The organism is Micromonospora radicis (genome assembly GCF_003583405.1).
Taxonomy (GTDB): Bacteria; Actinomycetota; Actinomycetes; order Mycobacteriales; family Micromonosporaceae; genus Micromonospora; species Micromonospora radicis.
The window spans coordinates 99,270-111,056 of the sequence record NZ_QXEC01000020.1 but is presented as its reverse complement, the minus strand read 5'-3'; the positions used below and the strand labels follow the sequence as shown (position 1 = coordinate 111,056).

Sequence of the window (11,787 nt, the reverse complement as noted above, 5' to 3'; positions counted from 1 at the left end):
CAGGCCGCGTCGACCGCCGGTGGCAGTTGGGCGGACGGACGCTGGTTCAGGCCGGACAGGCGCAGGGCGGCTCGTCGCCGGACCGGCGGCAGCATCGAGAACAGGCGCAGCAGCGCGTCCCGGGCGGGCCGCCCGGCGGGTGGCACGGTCGCGAGCCGGGTGAGCCGGTCGGCGAAGCCGGCGACTTCCCGGGCGAGCGGGCGTCGCCGGGCCGCGTACTCGTCCAGCCGGGCCTCGGGCGCGCCGGCCAGCACCTCGGCGAGGGTTTCGCCGAGGTCGACCGCGTCGCAGATGCCGAGGTTCATCCCCTGTCCACCGGCCGGACTGTGCACGTGCCCGGCGTCCCCGGCCAACAGCACGGATCCGACCCGGAACGTCTCGGCGACCCGCCGGTGCAGCCGGAAGCGCGAGGACCAGAACACCTCCCGGACCTGGTCCGGGTGCCGCCGCGGGCCACGCTCGTCGAGCAGCCGTTGCAGGTAGGACAGGTCCGGCTCGGCCGGCGGATCGGTGACGGTGGCGACCAGCCGTACCCGGTCGTCGGGCAGCGGTGCCCAGACGAGGGGGCCACCGCGGGCCAGGAAGATGGACGCGCCGTCGCGGGGCAACCCGCTGTCCACCCGTACGTCGGCCAGGACGAACGACTCCGCCGAGTTGGCCGGGCCGGTGAACGGGATGCCGGCCAACTCGCGGACGGTGCTGTGGATGCCGTCGGCGCCGATCACCCACCTCGTCCGCACGGTCGAACCGTCGTCGAAGTGCGCCACCGCACCGTCGTCGTCGTGGTGCAGGCCGGTCAGCCGGTACGGCCGCAGCACCCGCCCGCCCGCTTCGGTCAGCCGTTCGGTGAGCACCTCCTCGGTCACCGACTGGGAGACCAACAGCGCGTACGGGTGACGGGTCGGCAGCCGACCGAACGGCACGCTGATCAACACCCGGTCCCGGTCCCGCACGCTGAACCGGGCGGACCGCAGGCCACGTGCCACCAGCGGCGCGCCTGCCCCGAGCCGGTCGAGCAGCTCCAGGGTGTACGCGTGCACGACCGCCGCCCGCGAGGTCATCGGTGGTTGTTCCCGCTGGTCGACCAGGGTGACCTCGATCCCGTGACGGGCCAGGGTGAGCGCGGCGGCCAGCCCGGTCGGGCCGGCACCGACGATCAGGACGTCCGTTCGTTCGGCGAGCACGGTGGCCTCCTCTGCGGAGAACAGTTGCCAACAGCTGTTGGCCAACAGCTGTTGGCAACGCTAGGCGCCCCCGGATCGGGGAGTCAACAGGTGTTGGCATACCGTCGGTCACATGACAGCGGGCGTACCCCAGGAGCAGGGCACGGAGTCGGCCGCCGGTCCCGGACGGCCACGGCGCTCGGACGCGACCCGGGCGGCCATCCTGCGCGCCGCCCAGGCCCGCTTCGCAGCGGACGGCTACGACCGGGCGACGATCCGGGCGATCGCCGCCGACGCCCGGATCGACCCGTCGATGGTGATGCGCTACTACGGCAGCAAGGAGGGGCTGTTCGCGGCGGCGGCCGAGTTCGACCTGTGCCTGCCGGACCTCAGCGGGGTGCCGGCCGAGCGTCTCGGCGAAGCGCTGGTCGGCCACTTCCTGAGCCGCTGGGAGGGAGACGACACCCTCCCCGCCCTGCTCCGGACTGCGAGCACCAACCCGGGCGCGGCCGAACGGGTCCGCGAGATCTTCACCGGTCAGCTCGCCGGGGCGGTGGCCCGACTGGTCGACGACCCCACCCAGGCCCTCCGGCGCGCCGGCCTGGTCGCCAGTCAGCTACTCGGCGTCGCCCTCACCCGATACGTCCTACGACTACCGCCCGTGGTCGACATGTCCCCCGCCGACCTGCACGCCTGGCTGGCCCCCACCGTCCAGCGCTACCTGCGGGCACAGGACGCGACCAGCCCCGGCCGGTCGTGACGCCGGCCGGGCCGGTCGGTCGGTCGGGTCACCTCGGCTCGGAGCCCCGCACGACGGGCGCGCGGACCAGGTTGCCCCACTCGGTCCAGGAGCCGTCGTAGTTGCGGACCCTCGGATAGCCGAGCAGGTGGCGCAGCACGAACCAGGTGTGGCTGGACCGCTCGCCGATGCGGCAGTAGGCGATCACCTCGTCGTCGGGGCTCAGTCCGAGCTGGTCGGCGTAGATGGCCCGCAGCTCACCGGCCGACTTGAACGTGCCGTCGTCGTTGGCGGCGGACTTCCACGGCTTGTTCACCGCGCCCGGGATGTGCCCGCCGCGCAGCGCCCCCTCCTGCGGGTAGTCCGGCATGTGCAGCATCTCGCCGGTGTACTCGCCCGGTGACCGCACGTCCACCAGCGGACCGCCCGCCGCGACCTGCGCCGCCACCTCCTCCCGGAACGCGCGCACCGGCGCGTCGTCCCGCTGCGGCACCGGATACTCGGCACGCGGGCGATTCGGCTTGTCGCGGCTCAGCTCCCGCCCCTCGGCGATCCACTTCTGCCGGCCGCCGTCGAGCAGCCGCACGTCGGCGTGGCCGAAGAGGGTGAAGACCCAGAGGGCGTACGCGGCCCACCAGTTGAAGTTGTCGCCGTAGAAGACGACCGTGTCGTCGCGGCCGATGCCCTTGGCCGCGCAGAGTTCGGCGAACCGCTCGGCGTCCAGGTAGTCCCGGGTCACCTGGTCGTTCAGCTCCAGGTGCCAGTCGACCTTCACCGCGCCGGGGATATGACCGGTGTCGTAGAGCAGCACGTCCTCGTCGGACTCGACCACGACGAGACCTTCGTCGCCGAGGTGCTCCGCCAGCCACGCGGTGGTGACCAGGCGCTGCGGGTCGGCGTGCGACTGGAGTCGGGGATCGGGATCATTCGGCACCGGCATGACCCCAACGTACGCCGATCAGCCGCCCGCCGCCCGCTCCTGCGCACGGCTCACTCCCGTCACGGGTGGTCGGACTGGTGCGAGGTGAACGGGATCAGGTTGGGGCGCTTGGCCGTCCGGGTGTCGCCGGAGGATCGGCCGGTGATCCGCCGTTTGATCCAGGGCGCCAGGTGCTGACCGGCCCAACGCAGGTCGGCCGTACGGGCCGCCAGCCAGGGGGTCGGTTCCGGGTGCGGCGGTACGAGCAGCCACTGTTCGTCGCAGCCGACCCCGAGGGCGGTGAGTACCTGGCCGGCGACCCGGCGGTGCCCGGCCGGCGAGAGATGCAGCCGGTCGGTGCTCCACAGCATCGGATTGAGGTAGGTGTCGTCGGCGTACAGGTCGACCAGGATCGCGCCGTGCCGCTCGGCGGTCTCCCCGACGGCTCGGTTCAGCAGCGTGACCCGGGGAGCGATGAGCCGCTGCCCCGGCAGCCGCGCCATCACGTCGGCGAAGCGGAACAGCACCACCTCGGCACCGCCCGCCCGCAGCCGGCCGACCACCTCGTCGAAGCGACCGACGATGGTGTCCGGGTCGAAGGTACGCCGCAGCACGTCGTTGCCACCGGCGGCGAAGCTGATCAGGTCGGGCTTCATGGCCAGCGCGGCGGGCACCTGCTCGGCCACCACCTGCGGGAAGGTGCGCCCCCGGATCGCCAGGTTGGCGTACCGGAAGCTCGGGCCGGCCTCGACGGCGAGTCGGGTGGCGACCAGATCGGCCCAGCCCCGGTAGGTGCCCTCCGGGTACGGATCGTCCAGCCCCTCGGTGAAGCTGTCCCCGACCGCGACGTAACTGCGCCAGCGCACTGCCACTCCTCCGACTGCCGGTGAGCGAGGACTCCCGCGCACCACCTCGGCGGCGGAAGGGCCCCTTCTCGACATCGGGAAGTGTGGCACCGGCCCGGCGCGCCGGGCTGCCCCGCCGGCCGGATCGTGGCAGAGGTCATCGCCGGTCCACCCCGGGTACGCTCGCTGCTCGTGACGACCGAGTCCGCCCTGGTCCGCATCGCGGCCGGGCAGGTGACCCTGTCGGATCGGCGTACCCAACGACGCTGGTCGGTACCGCTGCGGCCGTACGAGATCGCGGCCGTCCCGGTCACCCAGGCCCAGTACGCGCAGGTCACCGGCGCACGCCCCAGCGCGGCCGGCGGTGATCGGCGCCCGGTCGAGAGCGTGTCCTGGTGGGACGCGATCCGCTTCTGCAACGCCCTGTCTCGGCAGTCCGCGCTGACCCCGGCCTACCGGCTCGACGGCGACCGGGTCGACTGGGAGCCGACCGCCGACGGCTTCCGGCTGCCGACCGAGGCCGAGTGGGAGTACGCCTGCCGCGCCGGCACCACCGGTCCGCGCTACGGGCCGCTCGACGACATCGCCTGGTACCGGGGCAACTCAGCGGAACGCAGCCACACCGTCGGCGGTAAGCAGCCCAACGCCTGGGGCCTGTACGACATGTTGGGCAACGTGTGGAACTGGTGCTGGGACGTCTACGACGCCGAGGTCTACGGCAGCTACCGGGTGCTGCGCGGCGGCGGCTGGTTCGACGAGCAGTGGAGTTGCCGGGCGTCGGTACGCCGCCGTAGCCACCCGACGTTCACCGTGGACGACGTGGGTTTCCGGGTGGCGCGCTCCGGCTGAGTGGGGGACAACGCCGCAGGACCGTTGCGGTTAGTCTCGTCCCGTACACCTTCCGCTCACCTGAGGAGCATGCCGTGGCTTCTGGTCGTCGATGGCTGGCGGGCCCAGTCGCCGCCGCGCTGCTCCTGCTCACCGGGTTGGCCACCCCCACCGGTCCCGCCGCCGCGGCGGATGCGGAGCCGAAGTTCTCGTTCGACCTGACCGGTACGACGATCGCGCTGGGCGTACAGAAGAAGCGGGTTCATCTGCGAATGACGAACCTGACCGACGAGACCCCCAGCGTGGTCCAGTTCAACGTCTACTCCGACGAGTTGGACTGGCTGAACAAGGCCTCGCTGAACTGGCCGGAGGGCGGAGGCTCCGGCGAGTGCGACGGCGACACCCCCGGTTGGTACTGCCAGTTCAGCTCGGCCGTGCACCCGGAGCTGTTGCCGGCGCCCGGCGCAACGGTGGATCTTCCCATCGACATCCGCGTCCGCGAGGATCAGGAGCCCTACGAAGGCAGGTTCCGGATCGAGGCTGCCATGTCCTGGGGTACGGACGTGGAGTGGATCAAGTCCAGCAAGTGGTTCACGCTCAGGTTGGTCGACGAACCCGAAGCCGACCTCTCGGTGGTGGCACCGGACGTGACGCAATCGGTGCGCATCGGCGCGGGCGGCCGGCTCGAGCCCGCCGGGACGCTGAAGCCGGGTGAGTCCGGCGCGGTGCGGTACCGGGTCGTCAACCACGGCCGCAAGGCGGTCAGTGGCGTGAAGGCGACGTTGCGCCTGCCCGCGGGGGTGACGTTCACCCGGCCGCCGAAGGAGTGCGTGATCGACGACAACGGTCGGTCGGCGGAGTGCACCTACGACACGCTCGCGCTCGCACCGGCCGAGCAGGACACCGACCCGAACGACGGCATCCACTCCGCGGTCGAGCTGCACAATCTGGTGCTGGTGTCGGCCGACACCAAGGCACCCGTCACGCTGGACGGCGCAACGGTGCGAGTCGAGGGTCTGACCGCCGAGCCGCTCGCTGCCCGCTCCGGCCCGGAACGGACCGAGTTGCCGGTGAACGCCGTCGCCGTACCGGCGGCCGATGTGGACGCCAGCGACAACGAGGACGGCTTTGCCGTCGTGGTCGCCGCGAGCGGCGGTGACGGCGGCGATGACGGGGGCAACGGTGGCGGGGGTGGCCTGCCGGTCACCGGGTCGCAGGTCGGGCTGATCGCCGGGGCCGGTCTCGCCCTGGTGCTGGGTGGCGGCCTCATGCTGCTCGTCGCCCGACGCCGGAATCGCCTGCCGTTCGTCGGGTAGGCCCGGCAGTCGTCGCGGTGGCCCCGCGCGCTCCGGCGGCACTGCCGCCCGCACGGTCCGGCGGCACTGCCGCCCTGGTCAGCTCGACGCCATCCGCAGCACCGCGTCGACGAACGCCTGTGGGGCCTCCTGCGGCAGGTTGTGCCCGATGCCACCAGTGATCGTCCGGTGCTCGTACGGGCCGGTGAACTGCTTGGCATAGACCGCGGGCTCCAGGTGCGGCGCCCCGTTGGCGTCCCCTTCAAGGCTGATCGTCGGCACCGCGATGGTCGGCTTGCCGGCCAGCGTCTCCTCCAGGTCGGCGTACTGGGGTTCGCCGTCGGCCAGCCCCAGCCGCCAGCGGTAGTTGTGGATCACGATGTCGACGTGATCCGGGTTGTCGAACGCGGCAGCGCTGCGGCGGAACGTGGCGTCGTCGAAGTCCCACCTCGGCGAGGCCGTCTGCCAGATCATCCTGGCGAAGTCGTACGTGTTCCTGGCGTAGCCCTCCCTGCCCCGTTCGGTGGCGAAGTAGAACTGGTACCACCAGGCGTGTTCGGCCACCGGTGGCAGTGGCATCCGCCCGGACGCCTGGCCGTCGATGAGGTAGCCGCTCACCGCGACCAGGCCCCGACAGCGCTCGGGCCAGATCGCGGCCACGATGTCCGCCGTCCTCGCTCCCCAGTCGAACCCGGCCAGCGTCGCCTGCTCGATGCCGAGGGCGTCCAGGAACGCGATGAGGTCCAGCGCCTGGGCGGCCGGCTGGCCGTTGCGTACCGTGTCGGCGGACCGGAACCGGGTGCTGCCATGCCCTCTGGCGTACGGCACCAGCACGCGGTGACCGGCCGCCGTCAGCAGGGGCGTCGCGGCGGCGAAGCTGTGGATGTCGTACGGCCAGCCGTGCAGCAGAAGCACCGCCGGTCCGTCCGGCGGACCGGCGTCGACGTACCCGACGTCGAGCACACCGGCTTCGATCTGCCGTACGTCGTCGAACACGGGCTGCTCCCTGCCCCGGCGGATGGTTTCCTTCCGGAAGGTAAGGCTCCGGGATGGACACCGGCCGTGGTTCAGCCAAGGACGGGTCGACCCGTCGTCGGATGGTTAGGATGCGTCCCGCCGGCTGCGGTGGAGCAGGTCGAGCAGCCCGTACCCATCCTCGATCCAGGCGTCCGGCGACACGTCGGGATGCTCCGGCTCGCGGTCGGTGCGCGGCGAGCGCATCAGCACGGCCGCCCCGGTGCCGGCCCGCCGGGCACAGGCGACATCCCGGTGCAGGCTGTCGCCGACGAACCAACACTGCCCGATCGGTACGCCGATCGCCTCGGCGGCCAGTTCGGCGAAGCGCGGGTTGGGTTTCCGTAGCCCGGTCTCGTCGCTGTAGAACTCGACCTCGAAGAACCGGGACAGTCCGGCGGCGGCGAGGAAGTCGCGGTGGGCGGCACCGCAGAGGGCGTTGCTGACGACGGCCATCGGCAGGCCCGCGTCGACGGCCGCGCCGAGAGCCTCGGGGATGCCGGGACGCACCGCCCACTCGGTGCGCCACGTCCAGGCGTACGCCAGGGAAGTGGCCTCCCGCTCGACGGCTTCCCGCGCGGGCTCGGGCCAACCCTGGGTGACGAAGTCGGCCCACACCCGGTCGTGTGGCAGTTCGATCGGCTCCGCCGAGGCACTTGTCTCATCCCGCCAGAGCGAGTACGCCCGAGCGCCCGCCACCAGGTCGGCCGAGATCCGCTCGGCCGGGAGCTGCCCACCGACCACCTCACCCACCAGCCGCACCAGCTCCGGAGCCGCCACCCCGCCAGCCGGTGCATCCGCCAGTACGCCCCCGAAGTCCAGCAACAGCCCACGCGCCGCCCGCATCATCCACCCATCCTCGCGTAATCCGGACCGGCAGCGGCGGTCAAGCAGCGGCCTCTGCGCCACCGGAGACACCAACCGGGGCCCCTGCCGTTTCCCCGCGGGTGGACGCGGCGCTCGACCTCGGTAGCCGGCTGGCCCCGCCGGTTGACGTCGACCGATCGGTGAACGGTGTCCGGCGGGTGTAGCCGACGGACCACCGGGTACCGCATTCCGATCGGCTGAATGTTCTCTGGAGGCTCTCATGTCCGACTACCGCGTCGCCGACGTGATGACCCGGCAGGTGATCTACCTGCCGGCGGAAACCACCCTGGACGAGGCGGCCCGGGTGATGAAGGAGGCCGACATCGGTGACGTCGTGGTCACCGACGGCGCCACCCTCGCCGGGCTGCTCACCGACCGCGACATCGTGGTCCGGGCGGTCGCCGCGAACAGCGATCCCACCACCACCACGATCGGTTCGATCACCACCCGCGAGGTGGTGATGATCGAGCAGAACTGCTCGGCGGGTGACGCGGCGGCGCTGATGCGCGAACGCGGCGTACGTCGGGTGTTGGTCTGCGACGTCGAGCGCAAGCTGGTCGGCATCGTCTCCCTCGGTGACCTGGCCGTGCAGCTCGACCCGCAGTCCGCTCTCGGCCAGATCAGCGAGCAGTCGCCCACCGGGTGACGCCGGTAGCCTGGCGGAATGCCCGAGATGCCGAGCAAGCTGGCCGAGATCGTCGACGAGTTCGCCGCCGCACCGCGCGAGGTGGTGCTGGAGATGCTGCTGGAGTTCTCCGACGCGGTGCCGCCGCTCCCCGCCGGGCAGCAGGGTCATCAGGGCATGGAGCAGGTGACGGAGTGTCAGACGCCGTTCTTCCTCCGGGCCGAGCTGACGCCCGAGGGGAGGGTACGGACGCTGTTCGACTGCCCGCCGGAGGCGCCGACCACCCGCGCGTTCGCCGGCATCCTCGCCGAGGGGCTGGCCGACGCCACCGCGGAGCAGGTGCTCGCCGTACCGGACGACCTGTATCAGCGGATGGGCCTGGCCCAGGCGATCAGCCCACTGCGGGTACGCGGCGGGACGGCCGTCCTGGCCCGGCTGAAGCGGCAGGTCCGGGAACAGATCGCCGGGAAGACGGGTTGATCCCGGTTATGGAGATCGACATCTACGCCGACGTGGTCTGCCCCTGGTGCTGGATCGGTCGGCGACGGCTGGACGCGGCGCTGGCCTCGTACGACGGCAAGGTGACCGTCCGGCACCGCCCCTTCCAGCTCGACGAGACGCCGGTGGCCGAGCCGCGTCCGCTGCTCGACGTGCTGGGCGAGAAGTTCGGTGGGCCGCAGCGGGCGGCGCAGATGGCCACCCAGGTCACCGAGGTCGGCGCGAGCGTCGGGCTGGACCTCCACTTCGAGCGCGCCATCGCGGCCAACACCTTCGAGGCGCACCGCCTGATCAGCTGGGCCGCCGAGCGAGGGCGGGGGGGCGAGATGGTCGAGGCCCTGCACCGCGCCCACTTCACCGACGGCGTCGACATCGGCTCCCGGGAGGCGCTCGCTGCCGTCGCGGGCACGGTCGACCTGGACGGCGCCGAGGCCCGCCGGTTCCTCGATTCCGACGAGGGCGTCGCCGAACTCACCGCCGAACTGACCGCCGCCCGGCAGCTCGGGGTGACCAGCGTGCCCACCTTCGTGCTCGCCGGAAAGTACGCGGTCACCGGCGCGCAGGAGCCGGCCACCCTGCTGGCCGCCCTCGCCGAGGTCGAACAGCGCGAGACCGCCGAAGGGTGATCCCGGCGCCGGCAGTCGACCGGCGACGTTTCACGTGCAACAACATCGACGGTGATCGAGGATCAGGCCGGCTTGGCCAGGTCCTCCACCATCCGCGCGTTCGGCAGCGCGGCCAGCGCCGGGCCCGGCAGCGCGATCTTGCTGTGCCGTACGCCCGATCCGACGACCACGTACGGCGCGGTCACCACCCGCGCGTCGACCAGGATCGGCCACTGTGGCGGCAGGCCGATCGGGGTGATCCCGCCGTACTCCATGCCGGTCGACTCGACCGCGTCGGCCATCGGCGCGAAGCTCGCCTTGCGTACGTCCAACGCTCGGCGGGCCACCCCGTTGACGTCGACCCGGGTGGTGGCGAGCACCAGGCAGGCCGCGTACCGGAGCACGCCGTCGCGCTTGCCGGCGACCACCACACAGTTGGCCGACTCGGCCAGCCCCACCTCGTACGCGGCACAGAACGCGGCCGTGTCGGCGAGTTCGGCGTCGATCGGTGCGACGAGTACCGCGTCGACGTCTACCGGGGCGTCGGCGGGCCACTGCGCCAACGCCGCGGCGACCGGCGCGGCCAGCAGGTCGGGTCGGGTACGGGCAGGCTCGGTCTTCAGCGTTCCCATCACGGATGCGATCGTCGCATCCCGCCCGGGCCGGACCGTCGGCAGCCGACCGGAGGGCCACGTACCGACCGGTCCGACACGCACCGGACCGGTGCCGCGGTGGCCGGCCCGACCGCTGCGCGAGCCGAGCCGAGCCGTCAGCCGTTGTTGGTCAGGAAGCCGTGCTTCTGCAGCATCGCGTGGTCCCGCGCGGCGGCCATCTCCTCGGCCCGGGCGGCCTGCACGCGACGCAGCTCGATGTCCTCAAGGGCGTGCCGGACGGCGAGCCGGATCACCCCGTAGAGGAAGACGAACCCACAGACGTACAGAATGCTGGTGGCGACGAACGTGAGCATGAGTCGACGGTAGGGCGAACGTGAAGGAGAAAGTTCGTCATCTTGCCGGCGTTCCCCCGTACGTGTCGGACAGGTAGTCGGCGAAGCTACGCCGGCCCGTCGGTTGCGCCTCGGTCACCAGCCCACCGGCCCGCAACTCCCGCCCGAGCTTGCCGGGAAACCGCCCGCGCCGCTGGCCAGGTCCGCCACGACCCACTGCACACCCGATCCGGTACGCGCCCGCCGGCTGGTGGCACGCACCTCGAACCCGGCGTCGACCAGCCGGGGAACGGTCGCTTGGCCCAGCCGGCCGCCGGCTCCCGTGACAAGCACCCGCATGTCAACCTCCCTCGTCGGATACCCGGACGACGGACCGCACCGGCGGCGACGTGACAGCTGTGACCCGAATCACCGCACCAGGTCGACGGTGGTGAGCACCAGGAAGAGCGCGATCACCGCCTCACTGACCAGCCAGGCGTGAGTGTTCGCCCAGTTCCGGATCCGCGGCAGCACTACTGCGGCCCGGTGCCCGAGCAGCAGCAGCGCGAGTAGCGGCAGGGCGAGCAGGGCCAGGGTGAGCAGCACGAACGGCAGCAGGTGCCACCAGGGCAGGTCGTGCCGGGCGGCAGTGGCGCCGACCGTGAGCATGGTCAGGTCGTCGGACGGCATGGCGAGGAAGAGCAGCAGACCGACCCGCAGCGCGTACCCCGGGCCGGCGTGTTGGAGTCGTGCCATCCAGCCCGGCGCTCCGGCGTGCCGACGCAGGTACACCACGATCGCCAGCACCACGAGCAGGGCGAGGACGAACCAGTCGATGGCCCGCTCGACGGTGCGATGGCCACCACCGCTGGAGAAGTTCAGTTTGAAGAGCCGGATCACCGCCCAGGACAGGGTCGTACCACCGCAGACCACCAGCGCCGCCCCGGCCAGGTAGCCCAGCGACGCGGCGCGTGGACGGTCGGACGAGGCGAAGAAGACCGCCGCCACCAACTGGGTGCCGGCGACCATCACCACGGCCAGCGGCAGGAGCGTCAGGAAGTTCATCGGGACGTCAGGCGGTCTCGAGCGCCTCGCCGATCCCCTTCGCTAGGCCGGACAGGTGCTGGTCGGCCAGCAGATGTCCGGCGGTGATCACCAGCGCGAGGGGCCACTCGATCACCTGGAGCGCGGTGAGCACCCCGATGCCCGCGTAGTAGGCGAGCTTGTCCGGCGGCGGCACCGCCACCACACCGAGCCATGGAACTTCCACCCGGCGGGTGAACGCCCGCACCGTCTCGTGCGCCCCGTTGAGCTGTCGCGTCATGGCACTCATCCCGGTCCTCCCCTGTGAGTCGGTCGGTCACCCGCATTCCACCGGCCCGCCCGTCCATGCCCGCCGGTGCGGAAAACTTCCCTCCCCCGGCGGGCATAACGGACCCCCGGGCGGGAAGCCAGGCCGCCGGG

The 11,787-nt window shown here is 71.9% G+C and carries 16 protein-coding genes; 6 read left to right on the top strand and 10 right to left on the bottom strand.

Annotated elements, in window-relative coordinates; genetic code table 11:
* Positions 1-1,229, bottom strand: a 1,229-nt coding sequence (locus D2L64_RS19975) for an FAD-dependent oxidoreductase (protein ID WP_233559053.1), incomplete at its 3' end; no start/stop codon positions are given.
* 67 nt (positions 1,230-1,296) lie between these two features.
* Between D2L64_RS19975 and D2L64_RS19970 the strand changes: the two genes are divergently transcribed.
* Complete coding sequence (locus tag D2L64_RS19970) at positions 1,297-1,923, top strand: TetR/AcrR family transcriptional regulator (RefSeq protein ID WP_119578725.1); 627 nt, start codon at positions 1,297-1,299, stop codon at positions 1,921-1,923.
* Positions 1,924-1,951: 28 nt separating this feature from the next.
* Here the strand turns inward: D2L64_RS19970 and D2L64_RS19965 are convergent, their stop codons facing one another.
* Positions 1,952-2,842, bottom strand: coding sequence for a sulfurtransferase (locus tag D2L64_RS19965; protein ID WP_119578724.1), 891 nt, complete (start codon positions 2,840-2,842; stop codon positions 1,952-1,954).
* A 59-nt stretch (positions 2,843-2,901) separates the two neighbouring features.
* Positions 2,902-3,687, bottom strand: a complete 786-nt coding sequence (locus D2L64_RS19960) for an SGNH/GDSL hydrolase family protein (protein ID WP_119578723.1) — start codon at positions 3,685-3,687, stop codon at positions 2,902-2,904.
* A gap of 171 nt (positions 3,688-3,858) precedes the next feature.
* Here D2L64_RS19960 and D2L64_RS19955 point away from each other — a divergent pair, with 171 nt between their 5' ends.
* Positions 3,859-4,515, top strand: coding sequence for a formylglycine-generating enzyme family protein (locus D2L64_RS19955; protein ID WP_233559052.1), 657 nt, complete (start codon positions 3,859-3,861; stop codon positions 4,513-4,515).
* A 74-nt stretch (positions 4,516-4,589) separates the two neighbouring features.
* The gene (locus D2L64_RS19950) at positions 4,590-5,810 is read left to right on the top strand and encodes an LPXTG cell wall anchor domain-containing protein (protein WP_119578722.1); all 1,221 of its coding nucleotides are present in this window, start codon (positions 4,590-4,592) and stop codon (positions 5,808-5,810) included.
* A 78-nt stretch (positions 5,811-5,888) separates the two neighbouring features.
* Here the strand turns inward: D2L64_RS19950 and D2L64_RS19945 are convergent, their stop codons facing one another.
* Complete coding sequence (locus tag D2L64_RS19945) at positions 5,889-6,785, bottom strand: alpha/beta fold hydrolase (protein WP_199714643.1); 897 nt, start codon at positions 6,783-6,785, stop codon at positions 5,889-5,891.
* Between the two features lie 105 nt (positions 6,786-6,890).
* The gene (locus D2L64_RS19940; RefSeq protein WP_119578720.1) at positions 6,891-7,652 is read right to left on the bottom strand and encodes an HAD family hydrolase; all 762 of its coding nucleotides are present in this window, start codon (positions 7,650-7,652) and stop codon (positions 6,891-6,893) included.
* Positions 7,653-7,890: 238 nt separating this feature from the next.
* Here D2L64_RS19940 and D2L64_RS19935 point away from each other — a divergent pair, with 238 nt between their 5' ends.
* Genes D2L64_RS19935 through D2L64_RS19925 form a run of 3 tightly spaced genes read left to right on the top strand, consistent with a single transcriptional unit; the run spans position 7,891 to position 9,419 of the window.
* Complete coding sequence (locus D2L64_RS19935) at positions 7,891-8,316, top strand: CBS domain-containing protein (protein ID WP_119578719.1); 426 nt, start codon at positions 7,891-7,893, stop codon at positions 8,314-8,316.
* An 18-nt stretch (positions 8,317-8,334) separates the two neighbouring features.
* Complete coding sequence (locus tag D2L64_RS19930; RefSeq protein ID WP_119578718.1) at positions 8,335-8,775, top strand: SufE family protein; 441 nt, start codon at positions 8,335-8,337, stop codon at positions 8,773-8,775.
* Between the two features lie 8 nt (positions 8,776-8,783).
* Entirely contained in the window at positions 8,784-9,419 is a 636-nt protein-coding gene (locus D2L64_RS19925; protein ID WP_119578717.1) for a DsbA family oxidoreductase, read from the top strand.
* Between the two features lie 62 nt (positions 9,420-9,481).
* Here D2L64_RS19925 and D2L64_RS19920 read toward each other — a convergent pair whose 3' ends face one another.
* From D2L64_RS19920 to D2L64_RS19900, 5 genes are all read right to left on the bottom strand, one after another.
* Entirely contained in the window at positions 9,482-10,030 is a 549-nt protein-coding gene (locus D2L64_RS19920) for a YbaK/EbsC family protein (RefSeq protein ID WP_119578716.1), read from the bottom strand.
* Positions 10,031-10,167: 137 nt separating this feature from the next.
* Positions 10,168-10,365 (bottom strand): hypothetical protein, encoded by a 198-nt coding sequence (locus D2L64_RS19915; RefSeq protein ID WP_119578715.1) that lies wholly within the window; start codon positions 10,363-10,365, stop codon positions 10,168-10,170.
* A gap of 114 nt (positions 10,366-10,479) precedes the next feature.
* The gene (locus D2L64_RS19910; RefSeq protein ID WP_233559051.1) at positions 10,480-10,683 is read right to left on the bottom strand and encodes an NAD-dependent epimerase/dehydratase family protein; all 204 of its coding nucleotides are present in this window, start codon (positions 10,681-10,683) and stop codon (positions 10,480-10,482) included.
* Positions 10,684-10,752: 69 nt separating this feature from the next.
* Positions 10,753-11,388, bottom strand: coding sequence for a GAP family protein (locus D2L64_RS19905; RefSeq protein ID WP_119578714.1), 636 nt, complete (start codon positions 11,386-11,388; stop codon positions 10,753-10,755).
* A gap of 7 nt (positions 11,389-11,395) precedes the next feature.
* Positions 11,396-11,656, bottom strand: a complete 261-nt coding sequence (locus D2L64_RS19900; protein WP_119578713.1) for a hypothetical protein — start codon at positions 11,654-11,656, stop codon at positions 11,396-11,398.
* Between the last annotated feature and the right edge of the window lie 131 nt (positions 11,657-11,787).

Excerpts from the sequence above, each read along its gene's own strand:
- D2L64_RS19935 (WP_119578719.1), top strand. The coding sequence starts at position 7,891 with ATGTCCGACTACCGCGTCGCCGACGTGATGACCCGGCAGGTGATCTAC.
- D2L64_RS19920 (WP_119578716.1), bottom strand. The coding sequence starts at position 10,030 with ATGGGAACGCTGAAGACCGAGCCTGCCCGTACCCGACCCGACCTGCTG.
- D2L64_RS19925 (WP_119578717.1), top strand. The coding sequence starts at position 8,784 with ATGGAGATCGACATCTACGCCGACGTGGTCTGCCCCTGGTGCTGGATC.
- D2L64_RS19905 (WP_119578714.1), bottom strand. The coding sequence starts at position 11,388 with ATGAACTTCCTGACGCTCCTGCCGCTGGCCGTGGTGATGGTCGCCGGC.
- D2L64_RS19930 (WP_119578718.1), top strand. The coding sequence starts at position 8,335 with ATGCCCGAGATGCCGAGCAAGCTGGCCGAGATCGTCGACGAGTTCGCC.
- D2L64_RS19965 (WP_119578724.1), bottom strand. The coding sequence starts at position 2,842 with ATGCCGGTGCCGAATGATCCCGATCCCCGACTCCAGTCGCACGCCGAC.
- D2L64_RS19900 (WP_119578713.1), bottom strand. The coding sequence starts at position 11,656 with ATGAGTGCCATGACGCGACAGCTCAACGGGGCGCACGAGACGGTGCGG.
- D2L64_RS19910 (WP_233559051.1), bottom strand. The coding sequence starts at position 10,683 with ATGCGGGTGCTTGTCACGGGAGCCGGCGGCCGGCTGGGCCAAGCGACC.
- D2L64_RS19940 (WP_119578720.1), bottom strand. The coding sequence starts at position 7,652 with ATGATGCGGGCGGCGCGTGGGCTGTTGCTGGACTTCGGGGGCGTACTG.
- D2L64_RS19915 (WP_119578715.1), bottom strand. The coding sequence starts at position 10,365 with ATGCTCACGTTCGTCGCCACCAGCATTCTGTACGTCTGTGGGTTCGTC.
- D2L64_RS19970 (WP_119578725.1), top strand. The coding sequence starts at position 1,297 with ATGACAGCGGGCGTACCCCAGGAGCAGGGCACGGAGTCGGCCGCCGGT.